The sequence below is a fragment of the Chitinophaga sp. H8 genome (assembly GCF_040567655.1).
Taxonomy (GTDB): domain Bacteria; phylum Bacteroidota; class Bacteroidia; order Chitinophagales; family Chitinophagaceae; genus Chitinophaga; species Chitinophaga defluvii.
On sequence record NZ_JBEXAC010000002.1, the window covers coordinates 1,384,078 to 1,408,620 of the forward strand.

21 protein-coding genes are annotated in these 24,543 nt (G+C 44.7%); 13 read left to right on the forward strand and 8 right to left on the reverse strand.

Annotated features, from left to right (window positions below):
* Positions 1-4: 4 nt before the first annotated feature.
* On the reverse strand, positions 5-991 hold the full coding sequence (locus tag ABR189_RS19535) for a FecR domain-containing protein (protein WP_354662154.1): 987 nt from the start codon (positions 989-991) through the stop codon (positions 5-7).
* Positions 992-1,496: 505 nt separating this feature from the next.
* On the reverse strand, positions 1,497-2,621 hold the full coding sequence (gene hemW / locus ABR189_RS19540) for a radical SAM family heme chaperone HemW (RefSeq protein WP_354662155.1): 1,125 nt from the start codon (positions 2,619-2,621) through the stop codon (positions 1,497-1,499).
* 221 nt (positions 2,622-2,842) lie between these two features.
* Between hemW and ABR189_RS19545 the strand changes: the two genes are divergently transcribed.
* From ABR189_RS19545 to ABR189_RS19585, 9 genes are all read left to right on the forward strand, one after another.
* Positions 2,843-3,868 (forward strand): DUF4271 domain-containing protein, encoded by a 1,026-nt coding sequence (locus ABR189_RS19545; RefSeq protein ID WP_354662156.1) that lies wholly within the window; start codon positions 2,843-2,845, stop codon positions 3,866-3,868.
* Positions 3,869-3,930: 62 nt separating this feature from the next.
* On the forward strand, positions 3,931-4,695 hold the full coding sequence (locus ABR189_RS19550) for a uroporphyrinogen-III synthase (protein WP_354662157.1): 765 nt from the start codon (positions 3,931-3,933) through the stop codon (positions 4,693-4,695).
* A 73-nt stretch (positions 4,696-4,768) separates the two neighbouring features.
* The gene (locus ABR189_RS19555; protein ID WP_354662158.1) at positions 4,769-6,820 is read left to right on the forward strand and encodes a thioredoxin domain-containing protein; all 2,052 of its coding nucleotides are present in this window, start codon (positions 4,769-4,771) and stop codon (positions 6,818-6,820) included.
* A gap of 364 nt (positions 6,821-7,184) precedes the next feature.
* Positions 7,185-8,471 carry a T9SS ring complex lipoprotein PorK/GldK gene (gene porK / locus ABR189_RS19560; protein WP_354662159.1) on the forward strand — a complete coding sequence of 429 codons (1,287 nt, stop codon included), beginning with the start codon at positions 7,185-7,187 and terminating at the stop codon, positions 8,469-8,471.
* A gap of 122 nt (positions 8,472-8,593) precedes the next feature.
* The gene (gene porL, locus ABR189_RS19565; RefSeq protein ID WP_354662160.1) at positions 8,594-9,334 is read left to right on the forward strand and encodes a type IX secretion system motor protein PorL/GldL; all 741 of its coding nucleotides are present in this window, start codon (positions 8,594-8,596) and stop codon (positions 9,332-9,334) included.
* Between the two features lie 59 nt (positions 9,335-9,393).
* The gene (gene porM / locus ABR189_RS19570; RefSeq protein WP_354662161.1) at positions 9,394-10,935 is read left to right on the forward strand and encodes a type IX secretion system motor protein PorM/GldM; all 1,542 of its coding nucleotides are present in this window, start codon (positions 9,394-9,396) and stop codon (positions 10,933-10,935) included.
* Between the two features lie 20 nt (positions 10,936-10,955).
* Positions 10,956-12,002: a type IX secretion system ring subunit PorN/GldN gene (gene porN / locus ABR189_RS19575; RefSeq protein WP_354662162.1), complete on the forward strand. Its 1,047-nt coding sequence runs from the start codon at positions 10,956-10,958 to the stop codon at positions 12,000-12,002.
* Positions 12,003-12,220: 218 nt separating this feature from the next.
* Positions 12,221-12,796 (forward strand): Crp/Fnr family transcriptional regulator, encoded by a 576-nt coding sequence (locus tag ABR189_RS19580; RefSeq protein ID WP_354662163.1) that lies wholly within the window; start codon positions 12,221-12,223, stop codon positions 12,794-12,796.
* A gap of 183 nt (positions 12,797-12,979) precedes the next feature.
* Entirely contained in the window at positions 12,980-13,579 is a 600-nt protein-coding gene (locus tag ABR189_RS19585) for a DinB family protein (RefSeq protein WP_354662164.1), read from the forward strand.
* 25 nt (positions 13,580-13,604) lie between these two features.
* Here ABR189_RS19585 and uvrC read toward each other — a convergent pair whose 3' ends face one another.
* The 4 genes from uvrC to gpmI form a co-directional block, all read right to left on the reverse strand.
* Positions 13,605-15,410, reverse strand: coding sequence for an excinuclease ABC subunit UvrC (gene uvrC / locus ABR189_RS19590; RefSeq protein WP_354662165.1), 1,806 nt, complete (start codon positions 15,408-15,410; stop codon positions 13,605-13,607).
* 2 nt (positions 15,411-15,412) lie between these two features.
* Positions 15,413-15,997: a hypothetical protein gene (locus ABR189_RS19595; RefSeq protein ID WP_354662166.1), complete on the reverse strand. Its 585-nt coding sequence runs from the start codon at positions 15,995-15,997 to the stop codon at positions 15,413-15,415.
* Positions 15,998-16,217: 220 nt separating this feature from the next.
* Positions 16,218-17,498: an LVIVD repeat-containing protein gene (locus ABR189_RS19600; protein ID WP_354662167.1), complete on the reverse strand. Its 1,281-nt coding sequence runs from the start codon at positions 17,496-17,498 to the stop codon at positions 16,218-16,220.
* Positions 17,499-17,712: 214 nt separating this feature from the next.
* On the reverse strand, positions 17,713-19,236 hold the full coding sequence (gpmI, locus tag ABR189_RS19605) for a 2,3-bisphosphoglycerate-independent phosphoglycerate mutase (protein WP_354662168.1): 1,524 nt from the start codon (positions 19,234-19,236) through the stop codon (positions 17,713-17,715).
* A 430-nt stretch (positions 19,237-19,666) separates the two neighbouring features.
* Between gpmI and ABR189_RS19610 the strand changes: the two genes are divergently transcribed.
* The 4 genes from ABR189_RS19610 (at position 19,667) to ABR189_RS19625 (ending at position 22,397) form a co-directional block, all read left to right on the forward strand.
* Positions 19,667-20,086: a DUF4783 domain-containing protein gene (locus ABR189_RS19610; protein ID WP_354662169.1), complete on the forward strand. Its 420-nt coding sequence runs from the start codon at positions 19,667-19,669 to the stop codon at positions 20,084-20,086.
* Positions 20,087-20,284: 198 nt separating this feature from the next.
* The gene (gene nadC, locus ABR189_RS19615) at positions 20,285-21,136 is read left to right on the forward strand and encodes a carboxylating nicotinate-nucleotide diphosphorylase (protein ID WP_354662170.1); all 852 of its coding nucleotides are present in this window, start codon (positions 20,285-20,287) and stop codon (positions 21,134-21,136) included.
* Between the two features lie 32 nt (positions 21,137-21,168).
* Entirely contained in the window at positions 21,169-22,056 is an 888-nt protein-coding gene (locus ABR189_RS19620) for a diacylglycerol/lipid kinase family protein (protein WP_354662171.1), read from the forward strand.
* A gap of 11 nt (positions 22,057-22,067) precedes the next feature.
* Positions 22,068-22,397, forward strand: a complete 330-nt coding sequence (locus ABR189_RS19625) for a translation initiation factor (protein WP_354662172.1) — start codon at positions 22,068-22,070, stop codon at positions 22,395-22,397.
* A gap of 85 nt (positions 22,398-22,482) precedes the next feature.
* Here ABR189_RS19625 and ABR189_RS19630 read toward each other — a convergent pair whose 3' ends face one another.
* The gene (locus ABR189_RS19630; protein ID WP_354662173.1) at positions 22,483-23,475 is read right to left on the reverse strand and encodes an aldo/keto reductase; all 993 of its coding nucleotides are present in this window, start codon (positions 23,473-23,475) and stop codon (positions 22,483-22,485) included.
* Positions 23,476-23,565: 90 nt separating this feature from the next.
* Positions 23,566-24,528, reverse strand: a complete 963-nt coding sequence (locus ABR189_RS19635) for an AraC family transcriptional regulator (protein WP_354662174.1) — start codon at positions 24,526-24,528, stop codon at positions 23,566-23,568.
* Positions 24,529-24,543: the final 15 nt, after the last annotated feature.

A 24,543-nucleotide genomic window follows, 5' to 3' on the forward strand; every position in this document is an offset into this window, starting at 1 on the left:
GATTCTATTTTTTGATAATAATATGATCGGCCTTTTGCACGATCGAAATCGGGTAAGTTTCCTTGAGGACATCCAATACTTCTTCCAGTTTATTATTGTTAAAGGTGACGTTCAGTTTACCCAGCGAGGAGATATTGCCTACAATAGTGATTTTTACCTTGTAGTGGGCTTCCAGCTTTTTACATACTTCCTGCAGGGGAGCATCTACAAAAACGAGTTCCTGTGTGATCCAGGCATCATTATTAGCATTGACCGCGTCAAAACGTGTGATTGTCCGGGTTAGTTTATTGTACACCACGCCAGATCCGGCATTGACCATTGTTTTTTCATTATCCGGTGTCGGCGTGAACATTACTTTCCCTGTTTTTACGCTCAGGGAGATATCACTTCCGGTAGCATGAATATTGAAAGAGGTGCCGAGTACGGTGATGCTGGATTGGTCTACCATTACAATAAAGCTGCGTTTGGCATTAGCCGCCACCTGGAAAAAGGCGTTTCCCTGCATTAGCTGCACGGTATATTGCGGCCCGGTCATTTTTATCGGATATTTTACATGTGTATTGGCATCGAGGAAGATTTTTGAGCCATCTGCCATGATAATAGAATCGATGGTATTGGTTGATGTTGTTTTTTCCGCATAGGTAATATGAGCAGCGCGGGTATACATCCAGTAGCCGGCTGCACCCAGGATTAAAACAGCTGCCGCATTCCATAGCCAGCGGATTTTGCGGCGCCCGGTATTAGCAGGAGGTATTGGCGCCATTGGGACCACCCTGCCGGCCAAAGGGGGTGCTGGCCGTTTTTCTGCATCTAACGCAGCCAGCACCTGCAGCTCTGCCGCAGTGCTCCATATCCTGTAATACTCCTGGAATGCCTTTTCATTTTGAGGTGATGCCGCCCGCCAGCTGTCTATCTCCCGCTTCAGCTCATCTTGTCCGGGATTGTCCAGGTAACAGGCTAGTTTCTGTAAATAGATATTGGTTGAATCCATGGGATATGCCCCTTTTTATCTAAGACAATTCAAGGAAGGGAACCCCACTAGTGGGGGGCGAAATTTTTTAGCTGTTAGCTGTTAGCCTTTAGCTATTAGCTGAATGCAGCGAGTGGCTTGAGTGGTTAGCTTAAGACTATGAGTGATTGAATACTGATAGGTTATGGGTATTTTATTTATGTCGTAGTTAATATTGTATCATTATGCATTTTTTGCCATATCCTGTTTTATAGCTTTTTATGCTCTATCTATGCTCTATCTATGCTTTAACCATGCTTTAACTATGCTTTAACCATAGGTCAAGGGTATTCCGGGGCCTTCCTGATAAAGGTTTATCCCTTTAGCTACAAATTCTGATTACAGTTTACGATCAGGATACTGACACAGCATAATAAGCTAATGGCTAACGGCATATAGCCAATAACAACGTTATCATCGCTGCATGAGGCCTGCAGTTCGTCTTCGCTGCATTCAGCTAATAGCTAAAAGCTAAAAGCTAACAGCTTTAAGAGAACAGTTCCGCCGCAATACCATCAGCAAAGAGTTTGCCCTGGGGCGTAAGCCGGAGTGTATCCTGGTCGCGCAGCATCCATCCGTTTCGGAGGAATTGCTGGCTGGCTTTTTCCAGTTGTTGACGTAACGGGATGCCAAATTTTTCTGCCACCCATTGAAGGTTACAACCTGCGGCGGTGCGGAGGGATGTCATGATGTACTCATTCAGGGCCATGGCCGGGGTCAGGATTTCCTTTTCAAAGGGGAGGTTACCCTGTTGGATCGCTTTAATGTAGGCAGTATTATTAGCAATATTCCATTGGCGGCTGGTACCATTAAAAGAGTGGGCAGAAGGTCCTATTCCCAGGTAGGATTTACCCTGCCAGTAGCTGCTGTTATGACGGGAGTGCCAGCCGGGCAAGGCAAAATTAGAGATTTCATAATGTTCATAGCCCGCAGCCTGCATCCATTGCATTAACTGTTCAAAGTGGCGGGCAGCCCTATCGGTATCCACCGCAGCCATTTTTTTCTTTTTAATAAAATGGTCCAGGGCAGTACCTGCTTCTACTGTAAGTGCATAACAGGATAAGTGAGGTACTTTTAACGCAATAGCCTGTTGCACATTAGTTGCCCAGCCCTCATCACTGAGCGTAGGGCCGCCGTAGATCAGATCAATGGTAATATTTTCAAAACCGGCTGCTTGGGCCAGGGTAATACATTGGGTAGCCTGCTGGCTGTTATGGGCACGGTTCATCCATTGCAGGTCTTCTTCATGAAAGGACTGCACCCCTATGCTGAGCCGGTTGATACCAGCCGCTTTTAAAGCAGCCAGTTTTGCGGCGGTAAGGTCATCCGGATTGGCTTCCAATGTGATCTCTGCATCCGGAGTTATGTTGAAATGCTGATGGAGTGCCTGTAGTAAGGCCTGTAAGTCTTCCTTCGGCAATATACTGGGGGTACCTCCTCCAAAATAAATACTGCTTACTGCAAGGCCATCCAGGTAATTTTGCTGTAATTGTATTTCCCGCAGGATGGCCTGTACCATTGCATCTTTCTGAGCAAGAGAAGTGGAAAAATGAAAGTTGCAGTAATAACATGCCTGCTTGCAAAAAGGAATATGAAGGTAGATACCGGCCATCCGGCAAAATTAGCGCATATGGTACTATTTACATACTATTCCCCCGGCGCTATGGACTATTTTAATATATTTGCAATCATCATAAGTTGATGATGGATCTGTAAACGGAAGGAGAAATAAATCCAGTGGATGTGAAGGTAGACAGATCCGGTACCAAAGTATTGAACAACCGATTTTATAGCAAAGCAGTGGATCAAAACTGCTGACAAAATATTTTCCTGGTGCGAAACTGGTTCCTGTTTCTTTTCATTTTTAGTTATTTACCCATACTGGCGCAAACGGATAGCGCAGTAAAACAAGCGCCTGTTGTCAAAAAAGCAGTAGTGGCAAAGCCTAAGCCGGATTCGTCGGGTAGGCCTATCACTCCGGCAGTCCCAAAGAAGGTGGTGGTAGTCAAAAAAGACAGTACGGCACGGCCGCTGAAGGATACCTTATTATTGGCAAAGGATAGTTTGGCAGCGCAGACTATTGTAAAGGTGAAGCCACCTTCTGCCTATGATCTTTACATGCAAAAGCTGGCCAGGGAGAATGATTTTTTTAAGGCAGACAAGCCGCATTATTACGATATGAATCCATTACGGTCTTATCGCGATCTGGACTGGCTGGTGTACCTGGTAGCCTTTATTATATTGTTGTTGAGCATCATACGCCTGGTATATACGAAATACTTTTCTGATCTTTTCCGGGCATTTCTGAATCCAACCTTAAGCCAGCGTCAGCTGAAGGATCAGCTATCCCAATCTCCGTTTCCCAACTTTTTGCTGAATATATTTTTTGCGATCAGCCTGGGACTTTTTCTTTACCTGGTGATGTACCGGCAGCAGTATATTACCACCAATGCCAATGCCTGGATGCTGATTCCTGGTTTGATGATATTGGTAGCGTTGATATACATGGTTAAGTTCTTAATGCTGCGCTTTTGTGGCTGGTTATTTGGCAATACGGATCTGGCAGATGCGTATATATTCATTTTGTACCTGATAAACAAGATTTTGGGTATTCTGTTGGTACCATTTCTGATAATTCTGGCATTTTGTGAGCCGGAAATAGCCCGTATTTTTCTTCATGTATCGATATTTTTTATTGTATTATTAATTGTATATAGGTACATTAGGTCCTATTCATTGGTAAAACAGTACCTATCATTCAGTAGATTGCATTTTTTTCTTTACCTTTGCGCATTCGAAGTAGCGCCGGTGTTGATATTAACGAAGGTGCTACTGATTTGGTTAACTGGTAATCCTTGATTATCGCCTATTGTTAACACAAGAGCAAAAAAAGTATGATTAAAGGCGGGCCAAAAAAAGATTTGCAAGGAAAAAAAGTACAGTCGATCCTAATTTCTCAACCAAAGCCTGAAACAGAAAAGTCCCCCTACTTCGACCTGGCCAGGAAGTTCAATGTAAAGTTGGATTTCTTCCCTTTTATACGGGTGGAAGGTGTGGTAGCAAAGGAATTCAGGAAGCAGAAAATTGATATCCTGAATTATACTGCGGTTATTTTTACCAGTCGTAATTCAGTAGATCATTTTTTCCGCATTTGTGAGGAAATGAAGATCAAAGTATCGCAGGATTGCAAATACTTTTGTATCACAGAAGCAGTGGCATTGTACCTGCAAAAGTTTATCCTTTACCGGAAGCGAAAAGTTTTTTATGGTGCAGATGGTTCTACCAAGGGCTTACTGGAAGTAATGAACAAGCACCGGGATAATGAGAAATTTCTGTTCCCAAGTTCTGACAGTCAGAAAAAGGATATAGAGGAATGGCTGAAAAGCAACAAGTGTGAATATGCTACAGCCAGTCTTTATAAAACAGTTTCAAATGATGTAACCCAGATCCTGTCGGCCACTATGTATGACATGATTGTGTTTTTCAGCCCATCGGGGGTGAAGTCATTATTTGAGAGTGTGCCTGCTTTTGAACAGAATGGCACTTGTATAGGTGCTTTTGGCCCTACTACTTCTGCAGCAGTAGAAGATGCAGGTCTAAGACTGGATGTGAAGGCACCAGCACCCCAGGCACCCTCTATGGTAGCCGCATTAGACCAGTTTCTGGCACAATTAAGCAAAAAATAATCTGAAAAAATCAGGAAAATAGATTTCTTTGCAAGGACAGCGTAAGCTGTCCTTGTTTCATTTAACCATAACTATGCACACAAACAAGCTCGCCGGAGAAACCAGTCCGTATTTACTACAGCATGCGCATAACCCCGTAAACTGGTACCCATGGGGGCCGGAAGCATTGCAGCTTGCAGTGCAGGAGGGCAAGCCTATACTGGTAAGTATTGGTTATGCTGCTTGTCACTGGTGTCATGTGATGGAGCGGGAAAGCTTCGAAGATGAAGCCACTGCCCGGATTATGAATGAACATTTCATCAATATCAAGATAGACCGGGAAGAAAGGCCGGATCTGGACCATATCTATATGGATGCGGTACAGGCGATGACCGGTGCTGGTGGTTGGCCCCTGAATGTTTTTTTAACACCGGACAGAAAGCCTTTCTATGGCGGTACTTATTTTCCTCCTGTAAAAGCCTATAATCGTCCATCGTGGAAAGATGTGTTGTTATCACTATCGCAGGCTTTCCGGGAAAAGCGGGAGGATATTGAAACCCAGGCCGACAACCTTACCCAGCATATAGGGCAATCCAGCCAGTTCGGCATGCAAAGCGGCATTGATCTGCAATTGCCTAAAGATGAATTATTTACCGCAGGGCAATGTGAAAGTATGTATCAGCAGATCCTGGCCCAGGCAGATAAGGTATGGGGAGGTTTTGGGCGGGCGCCTAAATTCCCGGGTACTTTTACCATTCAATATTTGCTGCGTTATTATCATTATTTTAAGGAAGACGCTGCCTTGCAGCAGGCTTTGCTTTCGCTGGACAAGATGTTGCAGGGAGGCATTTATGATCAGCTGGGTGGCGGATTTGCCCGGTATTCCACTGATGAAAAGTGGCTGGCCCCCCATTTTGAAAAGATGTTGTATGATAATGCCTTGCTGGTGGATGTATTATGCGAAGCTTATCAGCTGACCGGCAGCAAGATATATGCACAAACCATCCGGGAAACCCTGGCATTTATCACGCGTGAAATGACTTCGCCGGAAGGTGGCTTTTACGCCGCATTGGATGCCGATTCAGAAGGTGTGGAAGGTAAGTTTTATACCTGGAGCCTGGAGGAAGTGGAAGCGGTATTGGGTGTGCAGGCCGACATATTTTGTGCCTATTATGATGTTACTGCCGAGGGCAACTGGGAGGAACAGAATATTCTATGGATACAGCAGCCTTTGGCAGCCTTTGCCGCAGCGCGAGGGCTGGATGAAGCCACCCTGGATGGAACATTGGCCACCTGCCGTGCCAAACTGATGGCAGCGCGGGATGGGAGGATCAGGCCGGGGCTGGATGATAAGATATTGTTGGGCTGGAATGCATTGATGATACATGCCTGTTGTAAGGCATATGCTGCCTTGGGGGATGATTCGTTCAAAGAGATGGCCGTGCGCTGTGCACAGTTTTGTGTGGAGCACTTCCCGCAGCCAGCCACGAATGGCGCCTGGTATCATACTTACAAGAACGGGGAGGCAAAATATCCTGGTTTCCTGGATGATTATGCTTTTATGATCCGGGCGTTTATTGCTTTGCAGGAGATAACCGGCGAGCTGGGGTGGCTGTACCGGGCCAAAGAAATGGCCAGCTTTGTAAATACACATTTTGCCGATGAAACAGGTCATTTCTTTTACTATACTATTGAGGGACAGTCAGATATCATTGTCCGCAAGAAAGAGATCTATGATGGTGCGGTAGCCAGTGGCAATGCAGTGATGGCCGCCAACCTTTGGTATCTTTCCATTGTTTTTGATAACAGGCAATGGGCAGATCAGGCTGTAGGAGCGGTGGCGAGCCTGGCCCAGACGGTGGTGAGGTATCCTACTTCTTTTGGTGTTTGGGCAGGAATGGTATTGCAGCTGGTAAAGGGAACGAAGGAGCTGGCAGTGGTAGGGCAGGAATTTATTACGCGGATGGAGGAAATAAACAGGCACTATATTCCGTTTAAGGTGCTGCTGGGAGCAGCGGGGGATGTACCGGAATTCCCTTTGTTACAGCAACGGGAGCAATCTGATAAAACCCTGATTTATTTATGCCAGGACTATCATTGCCTGAAGCCTGTAGCTTATATAAAAGAAATTACAAATTTAATTTAATTATTATGTATCTTGCATTTATTCTGCGGAATAGTGCCCCGGAAATAATTGCTAATTGGGATATATAATAAAATGTTAAAAAATACGTTTAAATTAGTTACTGAACTGTCATGGCGTCGTTGAAAAAGTTGGATGAAAAGTAACTACGGATTAGAATTAATTATTACATTTGCTATCTTTCGTGCAATCAACCGGGTGAAATATGGCTAATTTGTACCCTTGCAAACAGGCAAAAACTACCTGGCTCACTGATACAAACACACATTTTAATGAAACGGTTACGATGGTGGTAGCACATAAAGTGAAAATGTGCAAGTTCTACTTAGACTATTAAAGACATTATTTACGAATGAAAGCTACCCTTATGAAGCTTAATTATTCAAGTGGTCTGTTCGCAATTTTGCTGGTGAGTTTACTGGCCAGTTGTGGTGGTGGTAGTAAAACCCCCAAAAATGCGCAGGGTCAACTCGTGGGAGTTAGTCCGAGACCAAAGTATTTTCCCCCAGTACCTTATGGCATGGTGTATGTACCTTCCGGGACTTTTCATATGGGGCCCAGTGATGAAGATGTGAACTATTCCTATACAGCCAGGAATAAGGCTATTTCCATTTCAGGGTTTTACATGGATGCCACGGAGATTACCAATAATGAGTACCGGCAGTTTGTGCAGTGGGTACAGGATTCCATCGCACACATATTGCTGGGGCATGTAAAGCAGGATGATGGTAAGGATTACATTGACTGGAAGCAGAAGATCAATATGAAGGATAAGGCCACCATTGAAAAGCTGGATGCCATGATCTATGCACCGGAAGATCGTTTGTACGGCAGAAAGGATATTGATGTACATAAGCTGGTATACCATCAGGAAACGTTTAACTGGGATAAGGCCAAGTTGCGGGAGAATGTAGGTAAGCCACCTTCCCAGTTCATTGATAAAAAGGATGTTCAGATTTATCCGGACACCCTGTGCTGGATCCGTGACTTTTCCTATGCTTACAATGAGCCTATGACCAGGATGTATTTCTGGCATCCGGCATTTGATAATTATCCGGTGGTAGGTGTTAACTGGCATCAGGCCACTGCTTTTTGTGAATGGCGCAGCCGTTTCTGGGCAGACTACCGTATTTCCAAGAAGCTTTTTACCGAGGATAACTTCCAGTTGCCATCAGAAGCGCAGTGGGAATATGCTGCCCGTGGAGGCAGAGAGCAAACACCTTACCCATGGGGTGGTTATTACCTGCGTAATAAGAAGGGTTGTTTACTGGCCAACTTTAAACCAGGCCGTGGTAACTATCCGGAAGATGGCGGGTTTTATACTGTAAGAGCGGATGCGTACTGGCCTAATGATTATGGATTGTATAACATGGCCGGCAATGTGGCAGAATGGACGCAGGATATTTTTTACGAAAATGCCTATACATTCACGTCAGATATGAACCCATATCTGCGGCAGGATGTTCCGGATAATGCACCTCCCAAGATGAAAAGGAAATCTGTGAGAGGCGGTTCCTGGAAAGACATTGGTTATTTCCTGCAAACAGGCACCCGTTCGTATGAATATCAGGACAGTGCAAAGTCATACATTGGTTTCAGAAGCACTATTGCGTTCCTGAGCCGTTCCAAGAATGATTTCAATAAGAGGAAATAGCCCAGCATTATATAATATAGAAAAACCTTTATATTATGTTTACTTATAGCGAATCTTTGAGCAATAACTATTCCATAACAACTTTAACCTTAACCACTTTAAACAAGCTTAAATTTTAACCTATGGCTATGAATCCTAACAAAGCGAGATGGCTCAACTTTTTTGTATGTATTGCAGCATCTGTTGTAATTATCGGAGCGTTATTTAAACTGCAGCACTGGCCTTATGCAGACGTGGCCCTGATCTTTGGTCTGAGTGTAGAAGCATTGATCTTTTTTGTGTATGCCTTTGTACCGGATTCTACTCCGGAGCATCCTGCAGGAGTAGCAGTAGCAGGTAGCCCCGCATTGGCAGGCATGGATAAGATGCTGCAGGAAGCAGACATCACCCCCGCTAATTTGCAGCGCCTGAGTGAAAACTTTCAAAAACTGGGTACTACCGTAGATAAAATGAGAGATATCAGTGATGTGGTAGCTGCTACCGGCGATTATACACAAAAGACAAGAGAAGCTGCCAGTGCAATTGGTAATGTAGCCAATGCTTACACTGCCGCTGCATCAGCAGTATCTTCCTTTAACAGCGCTTCAGAATCAACTAAAAACTTTCATGAGCAAATGCAGGGCATGACCAAAAATCTGGCTTCCCTGAATGCGATCTATGAATTGGAATTACAGGATACGAACAATCACCTGAAAGCAATGAACAGTTTCTACAGCAATCTGTTGAATACTTCCCAGGCGATGAGCGGCAGTGTGGAAGATGCCAAGAAAACACAGGAGCAGATTACTTTGCTGGCAAAAAACCTGAGCAATCTGAACACTGTTTATGGCAATATGCTGAGTGCCATGCACGGGACACGATAAGTAATGCAATAGTTTTAAATTGACACAACAAGCATTTTCATCAAATCTGAAAAAAAACTATGGCACTACCTAAAGATCCTAGGCAGAAGATGATCAACATCATGTACCTGGTCTTGACGGCCATGCTGGCGTTGAATGTCTCTGCCGAAATACTCAACGCATTTAACATTGTTAATAATTCCATCAATACGTCCAATAACTCTTTGACAGATAAGAACAATCTCACCTACGATCAATTCGAAAAACAAATGGCGAATGATGCGCAAAAGGTGGGCCCATTAAAAAATAAGGCGCAGGAGGTGAAAAAAATATCTGCCGAAGCCTTCGCCTATATTGAAGGGCTGAAAGAGGATATCATCCGTGAAAGCGGTGGTAGGGATGAAAAAGGAGAGCTGAAAGGAAAAGATAACCTGGATGCTGCTACCAGAGTGATGGAAAATCAGAAACATGGTCCTGAAATGGAGCAAAAGCTGATTGACTTAAGGAATAAACTGCTGACTTATGTAGAACCTGCTAAGAAAGCCCAGTTTGAGAAAACATTACCACTGAAGATCCAGATCGGTAAATCATCCGGAGATCATGGTAATGTGAAGAAGACCTGGACTACGTATCATTTCAACATGGTACCTACTATTGCAGCAGTAACAATCCTCGGTAAGTTTCAGAATGATATCAAAAACTCCGAGTCATTGATCGTAGATGATCTGTTTCGTCAGATTGATGCCAATGACTACAAGTTTGACAAATTACGTCCGTTTGTTTCTTTGAATTCAAAGAATCTGATGGAAGGACAAACACTGACTGCACAGATCACAATTGGCGCTTACAGCAGTACTGCTAATCCGGCCATTGTAGTGAATGGTCAAACCGTGACAGCTGCAGATGGTATTGGTACTTATTCTGTACCAGTATCCGGTTTGGGTGAAAAAACAATATCTGGTACAATTACCATGAAAAAGCCGAATGGCGAGTCCGAATTATATCCCTTTACAGAAACTTATAACGTAGGTACTTCTACGACTTCTATTTCTGCTGATAAAATGAATGTATTGTATATTGGGGTACCTAATCCAATATCCATATCAGCAGCAGGTGTGCCGGCCGAAAACGTATCTGCTACTATCAGTAATGGTAGTATCACCAAGAAATCACCGGGCAACTATATTGTAACTGCCTCTAATCCTGGTAAAGCCACTATCAGTGTGTCTGCAACAGTAGATGGTAAAACCAAGCCTATGGGCACAAAGGAATTCCGGATAAAAATGGTGCCGGATCCGGTACTGAAAGTAGGGGTTAATAAGAGTGGGGTGATGAAAGCTGCTGACTTTAAAGTACAGGGTGGTTTACGTGCTGACCTGGAGAACTTTGAATTTGAGGGCGTGAAGTTTGAAGTGGTAAGTTACCTGATAGGCATTGACGGGAAAGGTCGTACCTATGCAGAAGGAACTGCTAATTCAGCGTATTTCCCGAGCTCACCGGAAGTTACCCAGTCTATTCGTGCGTTACGTGCAGGTGATCAGGTATATTTCGATAACGTGAAAGTGAAGGGGCCGGATGGTATTGTAAGAGGTATGGGTAATATTTCGTTTAAATTAAATTAACGGTCATAAATTACTGAATTATGCGTGCAGTAATGTTTAACAGAATTGGTTGGGGAGCTTTATTGCTGGTATTACTGGCAACAGAAGCAGCAGATGCACAGCGCCGTGGTGGAAGCACCCGCCGCCGTACTACTACAGAAGGTAATGCACCGGCAGCAGATCCTAATGCACCGGTCGTAAACCCTGCAACGGGCAACGCCGTGTCGACGCCTGTAGTAGAACAGCAGCCTGCCGGTACCTCCCTGCGTCAGGATGGTGTAGGTGCGCCTGTATCCGATACACCCCGTAAATCATTACGGGTGGATGGGGTAACAGAAAGGAACCTCTCTAAAGAACGTGTGCCGCTTGCCTATGACTATATCCGTGAGGACGACAAGTTCTGGGAAAAAAGAATCTGGCAGGTAATTGATGTACGGGAAAAGATCAACCTTCCTTTCCAGTACAACGTAGAGGACGAGTCTGGCGTAAACCAACTGTTTATAAACATATTACTCAACGCCATCAAAAATAAAGAAGTAGAGGCTTTCAGCCCTATAGATGACCGCTTTACCACCGTAATGCCTTATGAAGAAATTCAGGGCAAAATCAGTGGAGAAGAAAGAACTGTAAAGAGTATTGATCCGGTAACCGGCGAAGAGAAAATGGTAACTACCCGCGATGATTTTGATCCGCGTACTATTAAACAGTACAAAGTGAAAGAAGTATGGGTATTTGACAAAGAAGCTTCTGCGCTGAAAGTACGTATCCTGGGGATTGCACCAATGGTATCCCGCATGAATGAAGATGGCAGCGTACGTGCTTCTATCCCGCTCTTCTGGGTGTACTATCCGGATATGCGCCCTATCCTGGCTAAATACGATGTGTATAACCAGAATAATGATGCGGCCACTATCAGTTGGGAAGACTTGTTTGAAATGCGCTTTTTCTCCAGCTATGTTATCAAGGAAAACAATACCTATAACCGGGAGATCAAAGACTACATCAAGGATGGTGTAATGCGTCTGCTGGAAGGACAGGCCGTGAAAGACAGGATCTTTAACAAAGAACAGGATCTCTGGGCTTATTAGTATAATTGTCAACTTAAAGATACGCAGCGGCTGTTTCATTCAATTGAAACGGCCGTTTTTTTTAGCTATTAGCTGTTAGCTGATTGTGTTTTGTTGTATTTGTTTTGTGGGGGAATTGGCATTATTGGCGGATGCCAGGGGCAGTGTGATCCTGTTGTTGCAGGAGTTACGTAGGGGAAATGCTGTATTTATTGTATTTTACCTGAAAGTGACTACGCTTGGAAAAAGCATTATTACAAAAGGCCATCTTTCATACCCTCCCCTTACCCCCGGCGGAATGGGAGGCCCTGGCTGCCTGCTGGCATCCGGTGCAGTATAAGCGTAAAGAAGTGATGACCGCCGCAGGAGAAATAGAACGATATGTATACTTTGTACTGGAAGGTGTGCAGCGGGCTTTTTATCTGGAAGGAGAAAAGGATGCTACACTGGTATTTTCTTATACCGGTTCTTTTTCCGGTATTGTAGATTCTTTTCAGTTGCAGCAACCCTCCCGGTATTACCTGGAAACACTCACCAGCAGCCGCTTTTTGCGGATGTCTTATACCGACTTTAACCAGCTTTCCCTGGAATATCCGCTTATAGAACGATGGGTGAGGCTGGCTACTGCACAAGCATTGGCGGGAGTATTGGAAAGACATATTGAAATACTCACTTTTACTGCTGCACAAAAGTTCCGGGTATTGCTTACCCGCAGTCCGCAGGTATTACAACTGATTCCGCATAAATATCTTGCTTCCTATCTGGGCATTGATCCCGCTACTTTCAGTAAGTTATTGAGTACGATCAGGTTGTGACAATACTACCTGGAAAAGGTGGTTCAAAGAGGGAGAGCGTAGTACAATCAGGGGGCAGCTGTATGCATCAGCGGGCAGATGCCGGATTTCCAACAGCCGGTAACTACCGGAAATAGAAAAATGTTGATCTGCACCAAGATTTTGTAAACAGGGTCATGGTAGTTTTGTGTTAAAAATAACGATATGTCATCCATTAACAGTGAAGTATTACTGCAAACACTACAGCAACAGGTAAAAGCCTTTCAGGCTACTGTAACCCAGGAGTTCAGCCATTTACCTGCCCCTATTTTACTGGCATCACCAGCTTATGGCAAGTGGAGTGTAGCCCAATGCCTGGAACATTTAAACAGTTATGGCCGCTATTATATACCTGTACTGGAAAAAGCTTTGCAAAAAGCGGAACAATTACACAGCTCACCTGCAAAGGACTTTAAAGGCAGCTGGATAGGGAATTATTTTACAAACCTGATGCAACCCAGGGAGAATGGGCAGCTACGTTCCCGGATGAAATCCCCCAAGGATCATCAACCTCCTGTTAAGCTGGACAGTGATCTGGTGATCAGGACTTTTTTACAGCAACAGCAAGCTATTGATGCTTTACTGCAACGTGCGAAAAAAGTGAATATCCAGACTGTGAAGGTCCCCATTTCCATATCCCGCTGGATAAAACTTTCTGCAGGAGATACTTTCCGTTTTCTGATTGCACATGAACAACGTCATTTGTTGCAGGCCAGTCAGGCATTGGCCGGTATGACTGCAGAGTTAGCAATCATAGGCAGATAGTATCAATAATGGGTGCGTAACAGGATTAGCTATTATGGAAATAGGCCCATATCAGTTTGGCTTTTGCGTTGCCCACTTCTTTGGCAAGTTCTTCTTCTGAGAGTTGTTTTACTTTATTTACGGAGCGAAAGGTTTTGAGCAGTTGGGTAGCTGTATTTTCTCCTATCCCCTTGATGTTTTCCAGTTCATTTTTAAAGGTGCCTTTGCTGCGTTTTTGCCGGTGAAAAGTAATACCAAAACGGTGTACCTCGTCCCTTACCCGGCGGATCAGTTTCAGGCTTTCGCTATCATAGGAAAGGCGAAGGCTTTCGCTGGAACCTGGGAAGAATAATTCTTCTTCATTTTTGGCTAACCCCACTACCGTCATGCTGCCAATGAGATTCAGCGCCTCAATGCTTTCCATCGCGGAGCTCAGCTGGCCTTTACCACCATCGATGATGACCAGTTGGGGTAATGGCTGCTGCTCTGCGAGCAGGCGGTTATAACGGCGGTAAACGATTTCCTTCATAGAGGCAAAGTCGTTGATCCCTTCTACAGTTTTGATGTTAAAATGGCGGTAATCTTTTTTGGAGGGAAGGCCATCTTTAAATACCACACAGGCAGCTACCGGATAGCTACCCTGGAAGTTAGAGTTATCAAAACATTCAATATGCTCTGGTAAAGCGGGTAATTCCAGGTCGGCCTGCAGCTGGTACAATACCTTTTTCCTTTCCATATCACTCTTGCCTTCCAGGTGCAGTATTTTTTTACGATGGAGTTCTTCCCGGAAATAATTCACGTTCTTTTCCGACAGGTCCAGCAACTTTTTCTTATCCCCTGCTTTAGGCACCGTTATCGTGACACTGCTTTCCGGATATTCCAGGGCAAAGGGAACGATGATTTCATGGGTAAGGCTCTGGAATGCCTCCCGCAAATAAGCAATAGCATAAGACAATACTTCATCATCATCTTCTTCCAGCTTCTTCTCTACAGTAACTGTTTTGGTATCTGTAATGGTGCCATTGAATACCCGGAGATAGTTTACATAGGCCTGGTTGCCATCGCTCAGAATGGAAAACACATCCACATTACCAACGTTTGTATTGACGATGGTAGATTTGGCTTTATAGGTATGGAGGCTTTCCATTTTCTGGCGGAGTATTTCTGCTTTTTCAAACTCCATGTTGGCTGCATGTTCCTGCATCTGTTCCCGGTACATATTGAGCACGGGAGACAGGTTGCCTTTCAATATGTTTTTTACCTGCAGTAATCCTTCCCGGTAATCTTCTTCTGTTTGCAGTCCTTCGCAGGGACCTTTACAATTGCCGAGGTGATATTCCAGGCATACCTTGAACTTGCCTTTCTGGATGTTCTGAGGCGTTAATTTGAGGTTGCAGGTACGTAACGGGATATTATACTTAATAATTTCCAGCAGTTCTCTTACCCTGCCTACTGATGTAAAAGGGCCGAGATATTCAGAGCCGTCCCTGATCAGGTTGCGGGTAAGGAATACCCGGGGGAAATCCTCGTGTTTGATCACGATAAAAGGATAAGTTTTATCATCCTTCAGATCGATATTGTATTTAGGGCGAAATTGTTTTATCAGCGAGTTTTCCAGTAAAAAGGCATCCTGTTCAGAGTCTACAATAGTGAACTCTATATGATGGATATTTTCTACCAGTTTACGGGTTTTATAATTATCATGGTTTTTTACAAAATAGGAGCTTACCCTTTTACGCAGGCTTTTGGCTTTGCCCACATACAATAGCTCGCCACCTGCTGAATAATATTTGTAGATACCTGCCTGCCAGGGAATGGTATGTGATATTTGTTGAAACTCCACATTTGTCATAATCACAAGGGGTTTTTAGGTTCCAGTCTTACTTTTACATCCATTTCTTTGGGAGCCAGGAAAGCAATTTTCTGAAAGGTGGTGATATTGATGGTTTTATTATACTGATAAAACAGGTCCTGCCTGGATTCATATATCAGGTTGCGGGAATAGGAGTGAATATTTACTGTTTGTATTTGTCCTGTTTTATCAAGGTCGAGCATAATCTGCCGGGGATTTACCTGCGGGTCTTTTGCAGTATACACTACGGATTGGCTGCCTTTGAACTGATCGGTGAGGTGTACGGTATCATAGGCATCCCATAAAGAAGGTTTATTGATATCTGCATCTATAAATGGTTTCAGGAGGTCCTGCAGGGTAGCACTATCCTGTTTAAGGATGATCATACTATCTTCTTCGGAGCCTAGCCGTGCTGTTTTATGCAGCTGGAGGCCGCTTTGCTGCAGGCGTATTATTTCGGCTGAAAAAAAGCCTTTCAGGTCTCTGAATCTGGCAGGTGTATTTTGTGAATGATTTTCATTTTCTGTATTACAGCCCAGGCAGCCTATCAGCGCCATTATCATGATAACTATGCACGCTCGCTTCATTTTGTAAAATTAGGAAGAAAAGTTGGCAGTATGCCACTGGAATGAGTGGTAATATGCCATAAGAAAGCCTGATAAAGCAGGAAAAAGTAAATGCGCCGTGAAAACGGCGCATCGTGCATGAGCAAATCTGTCGAGAGCACTAAAAACGTTAAACGTACAATCCCTTTAAATAGTTACTTTCTTATAAAAAATAGCTGGGACTGCTTATTACCCCGTGAGGTTATTGTTTTACCGTAATATTTATTTTACTGAGCAGTTTAGGCTGCAGCATGTTGCTGTAATCATACTGGTACAAACCATCCTTTGCCGTAACCAGGAGTATTTTGTTATGCGGGATCACATCAAACGCATCCAGTCCCTTTTCTTGGGCAAGCTGGGTAATAGCTGCGGGATCGTCTGCATTCATGAACCGGATACCGGTGGCCCCTTCACATACAAAGAGATTACCGTTGTCAATCCCAAGGCCATAAGGGCTGGTCATGGGGTAGCTTTTGATCAGTTTAGGCGCCATAATATCTTTTACATCCAGTACCATCAGTGAACTTTCCTGGTTGGGAGAGCAGGTATTCCCTGCCCGGAGGGTAATATAGGCGAGATCATTTTCCACCACTACAGGATCACACTTTTGGGCATGCTCGAAACGTCCTTTCATTGCAGGGCTTTCGGGGGTGGAGGCATCGAAAATGTACATACCACGCTGGCCTCCTACGAAGAGATTGGTGCGATAGGGGAAAATGGTTTCTATCATACCGCCACCCATGATTCCTCCGGTGATTTCTGTTTTGCTCTTTTTTACGGGCGTTAATGGCTGTTGGATATCAAAAGCTGAGAGGGAGGTGATATCTACCGTATAGAGGTACTGGCCCAGCAGTGCAAATCTGGCCATAGAGCCACCTTTTCCCAGCGCCATACTGGCACTGGAAGGAGCTTTGGTACTTTGGTATGCCACTGCATTGTCCATCACAATCATTTCAATTGTCTGGCAATTGCTGGTCATGGTTGTATCCCTTAATTCATAATCTACCACTATCTTATTGGGATCGGCAGCCGCAGTGAAAAATAGTTGTTGGCGGTTAGTGAAGACATCTTCCAGGCGTTTCACTTCTTTGATAGCTGCGGGGTTGCTGATATCCAGTGTAACCAGGTCACGGTAGCTATCAGCATAAAGGATATTGCCTCTCACCGCCATATCTACATTTCCGGGGATATTAACGAATGCAATGATTTTGGGCGCAGCGGGGCTGCTGTTGTCAATAATATGAATGCCTTTGTTCAGTTCATTCAGGAAGATGTAGTGACCAAGCAGGTAAATCTTTCCGGGCTGCTGAATAGTGTGCGGGGCCTCACTTTTTACTGCTTTTCTCAGGTCGGCAATGTCCATAAAGACTGGCGTATAGATGGTGTACTTTGACACCTGGGTACAGGTATCAGGTTTTTGGCAGCCGGCAAGTAATAACAAGGATGCTGCTATAGCAGCACAAAAAAGGTAGAAAGATTTCATGAGGAGGGTTTTTTAATAGAACGGCGTACTGGTAGGAAAGTTACAGGGCAGGAGCCGGTAGGCAGGTATTGGTGGCCGCTATACAGGAAAGGCCGGCTAAAAAGGATATCCCGCAGGGATATTTTGTTTTTAGCCGGCCTGAAGTTTTTATATAGTTGATTCGGTAATCAGGGGGTAAATGTGCTACCCTGTTTACCGGAAAACAATCAGGATATTATACGAGCAGGTTACCTGTCATTTCAGGAGGTACCGGTAAGCCCATAAAGTGAAGAATAGTAGGTGCCAGGTCTCCCAGTTTACCATCCTTTACGGTGCCTTTAAATTCGTTGTTGATGATGAACAGCGGCACGAGATTTAGGGTATGTGCTGTATTGGGGGTACCATCCGCATTGATCATGTAGTCTGCATTGCCATGGTCGGCAGTGAGGAATACGGTATAATCATTTTTCAGCGCAGCGGTCACCACGCGAGATACGCATTGGTCTACCGTTTCCACAGCCTTTACAGCAGCTGCAAAGATACCGGTATGACCTACCATGTCTGCATTGGCGAAGTTGAGGCAAATAAAATCGGCCGACTTTTTCTCTATTTCCGGTACAATGGCATCGGTAATTTCGTTCGCGCTCATTTCCGGTTGCAGGTCGTAGGTAGCCACTTTGGGAGAAGGTACCATGATCCTGCTTTCGCCGGTGAATGGCACTTCCCGTCCGCCGGAGAAGAAAAAGGATACGTGCGGGTACTTTTCCGTTTCAGCGATACGGATCTGGGTACGGTTGTGTTTTTCCAATGCTTCCCCTAAGGTCATGTTAAGGTTATCATTTTCGAAAATCACGTGTACCCCTTTGAAGCTTTTATCATACTCGGTAATGGTAGTGTAGTACAGCGGGAGCTTTTTCATCTGGAAATCCGGCATATCCTCCTGGGTAAGCACCTGTGTTATTTCGCGGCAGCGGTCGGTACGGAAATTAAAGCACAGTACAGCATCCCCTTCCTGAATAGTGGTGATAGGTTGTTGCTGATCATTTACTACGATTACCGGTTTGATAAATTCATCCGTTACACCCTCTGCATAGCTGGCTTTTACAGCCATGAGCAGATCCTGGGTAGGCGTACCGGTACCATGCACCATGGCATCATACGCGAGCTTCACCCTTTCCCAGCGTTTATCGCGGTCCATTGCATAGTAGCGGCCTACCACGGTAGCGATTTTGCCGGTTGTTTTTTCCAGGTGTTGGGAAAGATCTGTCAGGTAGCCAAGCCCTCCTTTGGGGTCGGTATCCCGTCCGTCTGTGAAGGCATGAATAAACACTTTTTCAAGGCCATACTCTTTGGCGATCTGCGTGAGTGCTTTCAGGTGTTCGATGTGAGAGTGTACGCCCCCATCGCTGAGCAGTCCCATTAAGTGGAGGGATTTATTATTTGTTTTTGCGTAAGCAAGTGTATCTGTCAGTACTTTATTTTGCGCCAGTTCTCCCGTGCGTACAGCAACGTTAATACGCTGTAATTCCTGGTATACAATTCTGCCGGCGCCAATATTTAAGTGTCCTACTTCGGAGTTGCCCATTTGTCCGTCCGGCAGGCCTACTGCTTCGCCGCAGGTAACCAGGGTGCTGTGGGGGTATTGATTATACAAGCTGCTAACAAAAGGGGTTTTTGCCTGCGCAATGGCATCAGCTGCAGGAACCTGTCCTTGTCCCCATCCATCCATAATAACCAGAATGGCTCTTTTCTTTTCCATATCTATGTACGTTTAAATTAAGCTACTAGCTACCAGCTATGAGCTACTAGCTGCTTATAGTTGCTGAAGACTTTTTATTTATTATTACCCACTTCTCACTTTTCATAGCTCATAGCTCATAGCTCATAGCTCATAGCTCATAGCTCATAGCTCATAGCTCATAGCTCATCAAAGCGATCCACAAGGTACATCGTACCCGGTAAATTTTTCAGCAAAAATAAGATAAGCTGAAACATGTGCTGTATCAGGTTTTGTAAACAATTGTTAATAGTATGCTATTTTAATGCAATATTATATATTAATATAATTGTATAAATTAGCGCTTCAGTGCTACAACAATAGTGTGATTTTCGCGCTGCTAAATGATTTTGGCATAGTTTTAGCACCCCTTTCAGTTAATGAAAAACGCATTTTAAATAAAAAACTGGCAATGAAAAAGCTAATATATGTGCTTGGAGTGTTGTTGTTGGGAGGCATTTTTACCGCATTTACATTATCAGCAGGTCCTTTTAAACCGGTAGCTGCGGGCCCCTTTGAGGATGTGATAAGTGCAATAAAGCAAGGAGATGTAAGCGGATTGTCCCGGTACCTTGATAATACTGTAGAAATAAATATAGGGGGCAAATCCAACTCTTACAGCAAGGCCCAGGCTGAAATAATTTTAAAAGACTTCTTTTCTAAAAACCAGGTGAAATCCTTTGAGATGATCCATAATGGTGAAGGTGGCGGTGGTTCCCGCTTTGGTATTGGAAATATGGCCACTTCGGGTGGTAATTACCGGACTTCCTTCTTTCTGCAGAAAAAAGGCGGGTCTATGGTATTGAATGAATTACGTTTTGAAAGCAAGTAGTGGTTAACATATTTACCTCATTAATTGAAAAAACCCTGAGGTGCTCCGCAAATATATGCGGGGCACTTTTTATTTTTGGCGAATATTGCATTGGAAGAAGGGTGGATATTGTGGAATTGATTGATAACCTGCTGTTCAGGACAAGCGAAACTTATTTTAGAATACGCTGTGGGATGGCAACCTAAAAAATGATCCGGTATGTTAGATGAAAAAGCGCTGAATGATTTTATCCGTACTGCTCTGGCAGAAGACATTGGGAATGGGGACCATTCCACGCTGGCTTGTATCTCCCCTACTGCCAAAGGAAGCGCGCAATTAAAGATAAAGGAAGATGGTATTCTGGCGGGTATGGAAGTAGCGGAAGCCATTTTTAAGTGGCTGGACATGTTTACCGTTTTTAAACCGCTGAAAAAAGATGGTGATGCAATGAAAGCCGGGGAAGTGGCATTTGAAGTACAGGCGGCCGTACATACCCTCCTGATGGCAGAGCGGTTGGTACTGAACTGTATGCAGCGGATGAGCGGTATTGCTACCCTTACCCACCAATATGTGCAAGCACTGGAAGGGTATCATACCAAAGTACTGGATACACGTAAAACAACGCCTAATTTCCGTATGCTGGAGAAAGAGGCGGTACGTATAGGCGGTGGTGTAAATCACCGTATGGGATTGTATGATATGATCATGCTGAAAGATAATCATATTGACTTTGCCGGAGGCATTACTGCTGCGGTGAATAAAACAGTGGATTATCTGAAGCAGCGAGGGCTGCATCTAAAGATTGAGGTAGAAACCCGCAATCTGGAAGATGTTAAGGAAGTGCTGGCGGTAGGCCAGGTGCACCGTATCATGTTGGACAATTTTACTCCGGCACAGCTCGCGGATGCGCTGGCCCTGATTAACGGAAAGTATGAAACGGAAGCCTCCGGAGGTATTACGTTGGCTACGCTGCAGGATTATGCCCAAACGGGTGTTGATTACATTTCCGTAGGGGCAATTATACATCATGCAGTAAGCCTGGACCTGAGTTTGAAAGCGATGGATTATTGAGGCGCTAACTGCTCATTTAAAACCACCCTGTTTTGAAGAAAATATTATTTATCATCAACCGGAAAGCTGGTACTGACAGGGAGAAACGCCTGGAGGGAGCTATCCGGCAACATTTACCTGCTTCGGATTTTGAAGTGGAGATTACGCATCTGGCCTATCTGGGCCATGGGGCCGACCTTGCCAGAGAAGCGGTAGAAAGGGGCGTGCATACCGTAGTAGCGGTGGGAGGAGATGGTTCTATCAATGAAATAGCCCAGGGACTGGTAGGTACACGTACTGCGCTGGCTATTTTACCGCTGGGGAGTGGCAATGGGCTGGCACGTGCGCTGAAGATTCCATTGGATGTGTCAAAGGCTTTGCAACTGATTGTACAAAATAAACAATTACCTATTGACGTAGGGTATGCCAATGAGCACTTGTTTTTAAGTAATGCAGGAGTAGGATTTGACGCATTGATAGCGGATCAGTTCCGGCATACTAAAAAGCGGGGATTATGGGGCTATGCGAAGCTGGTGATTGGTGGGTTCCGCCGTTACCAGCCTGCTGCTTATTCCATTGGTATTGACGATAAACGGTTGCAGGAAAGGGCCTTTTTATTAACGGTAGCCAATGGTAATCAGTTTGGTTATGAGTTTAAGCTGGCCCCGCAGGCAAATGTATTTGACGGACAGCTGGATGTATGTGTAATGCCACCGGTGGGATTCTTTAGCTTGTTGCCGGTAAGTATTTACTCGCTATTGGGCAGGATTGATAAAACCCGCTACATGAAACATTTTACCGGTAAGGAAATTGTAGTGAAAAGTGAAGCGCTGGCTTACCTGCAGGTGGATGGAGATGCCGTGGCCCTGAGTACAGGAGGAGAAGTAAGGTTTAAAGTACGCCCCGCTGCCCTGGTGGTGATTGTGAATGACAAAGTTTAAATAAGAATGCTATGAAAAAGAAACATAACCCAGGGGGACTGGTATACTCTACAGACCCCAATTTTTCTTTGGGAAAAGAAGAACAAGAAGAAATTGAAACCTTGGCTCCTGCACAGCAGCAATTGAGGGTGAAGCTGGACACGAAGCAACGTGCCGGTAAAGTAGTAACGCTGATAGATGGGTTTGTGGGCACAGTGGCCGACCTGGAGAAGTTGGGCAAGGAGTTGAAAACGAAGTGTGGTACCGGCGGTAGTGCAAAAGAGGGACAGATCCTGATCCAGGGCGATTATAAAGACAAAGTGGTGAAGTGGTTGCAGGACTGGGGATATAAAGTGAAGTAAGTTTATTGTTAATGGAACAAACGAAGGATCATGGCGGTAGTGAACTGCTCATGATCCTTCGTTTATTATGTGCAAGGAGTGCGTTTTAATTATTAACCAGCTTCATCGCACCAGCGGTATAACGCTCACCCGCTATGCTGGATTCCGCCAGGATTTTATTGATGGCTGACAGCTCTGCAGCAGTTAATGTTATATCAGCTGCGGCTGCATTTTCCTGCAGGTATTTCCTGCGTTTGGTACCGGGGATAGGAATGATATCGCTTCCCTGGGCCAGTAACCACGCCAGTGATAATTGTGCCGGTGTACAGCCCTTTTGCTGTGCCACTGCATTCAGCGCATTTACAGCCTGCATATTTTGCTGCAGGTTTTCTTCCTGGAAGCGTGGCAATCCCCTGCGGAAATCTCCTTCTACCAAGGTGCTGGTGTTGTTGATCGTACCTGTGTTCAGGCCCCTGCCCAGCGGGCTGTAAGCGACCAGTGAAATGCCCAGTTCACGGGCAGTAGGAAGAATTTCTTTCTCTACATCACGGGTGAACAATGAATATTCACTTTGCAGTGCAGCGATGGGGTGCACGGCATGGGCTTTTTTCAAAGAAGCAGCAGATGCTTCTGAAAGACCCAGGTAACGGACCTTACCTTCTTTTACCAGTTCTGCCATTGCCCCTACGGTATCTTCTATCGGGATGTTTGCATCTACACGATGGGAATAATACAGATCTATTACATCCACCTTTAACCTTTTCAGGCTGGCCTCACAGGCTTGTTTCAGATATTTGGGTGATCCGTCAAAATAGGTACTGCGATCTTCTTTAAACCGGAAACCGAATTTAGTAGCCAGCAATACTTTATCTCTTTTAGTAGCGAGTATTTTGGAAAGCAGTTCTTCGTTAGCCCCCTGCCCATACATATCTGCTGTGTCCCAGAAGTTGATACCCAGTTCCAGTGCCAGCTCCAGTGTTGCTAATGATTCTGTTTCGTTAAAATCCTGCTGGCTGCCATATGCGAAGGACATGCCCATGCATCCCAGTCCTATAGCAGCTACTTGTTCTCCTGTTTTACCTAATGTTCTGTACTGCATAGTTTTAATATTTTATGATGACAAAAGTAGGCAGGGATCAGGTACTACGGATTGTAGCAGTCAAAGGAATACTTGTGAATATCAAAGTAATTAGTGGATCCGGTATAAATGCGGTGATTGTCCGCTGGCATTTTTAAAGAAGTGGGTAAAATTGCCCGGATCTTCAAAGCCAAGGCACCAGGCTATTTCCGCAATCTGCCAGCTGGTGTGCAGTAATAATAAGCGGGCCTCTAATAAGATCCGTTGCCGGATATGTTCACTTACGGTACGTCCGGTGGCTTTTTTTACACAGGCATTTAAGTGATTAGGATGTGTATTTAATGCCTCTGCAAAAGCTTTTGCTGTTTTGAGTGCTACCTGGTTATGAATAGTTTCGATAGGAAACTGTTTTTCCAGTTTGTTGGTAAAGCGTTGTGCCAGCAGGTTGGCTGCCGTTATGGGTTTATGAATGTCGTGTATCTGTGTGCTGATGCGTCTGGCCTCCAGCATTAATAACCGGAGGTAAATGATAATAGCTTCCTGTTTGTAGGCATCTGCTTCTTCCTGCTCCCGCTGCAGTTGCCGGAAAATGGATTGCAGATAATGGCATTGTTCATTGGTGAGTGGCAGTACAGGTGATGCCCCTGTTTGAAAAAGCGGATGTTGCAGCAATTCCTCCTGTTGGTTGCGATGTGTTTCAAACAGGTGTTCTGTAAAAATGCAGTAATATCCGTCCTGTTCTACCGAAGTAGCGTGCCAGGTTTTAACCTCAAATGGATTGACGAAAAGCAGTACCGGAGGTTTTATTTCAAAGCGCTGATCACCCAGCGTGAAGATGCCGGTACCTTCAGTAACAAGCGAGATTTTATAATAGTCGCGTCTGCTGGCAGCGATATCTGCTTTGAAGGAGCCTGTTGCTTCAGTTTCACCTCTGGAAAAAACATGGAAGCTTCCTTTTGCGGGAGCTTTGGGCGTTTGGCGTGTACGGGGAAACTCAAAGAGGTCGCTTTGGAAATCTTCGATTTTCATGATTGGGATGCGTGTCGTTTGCACCTGTGATTTATTAACAGCCATGTACCAAATTTAAGT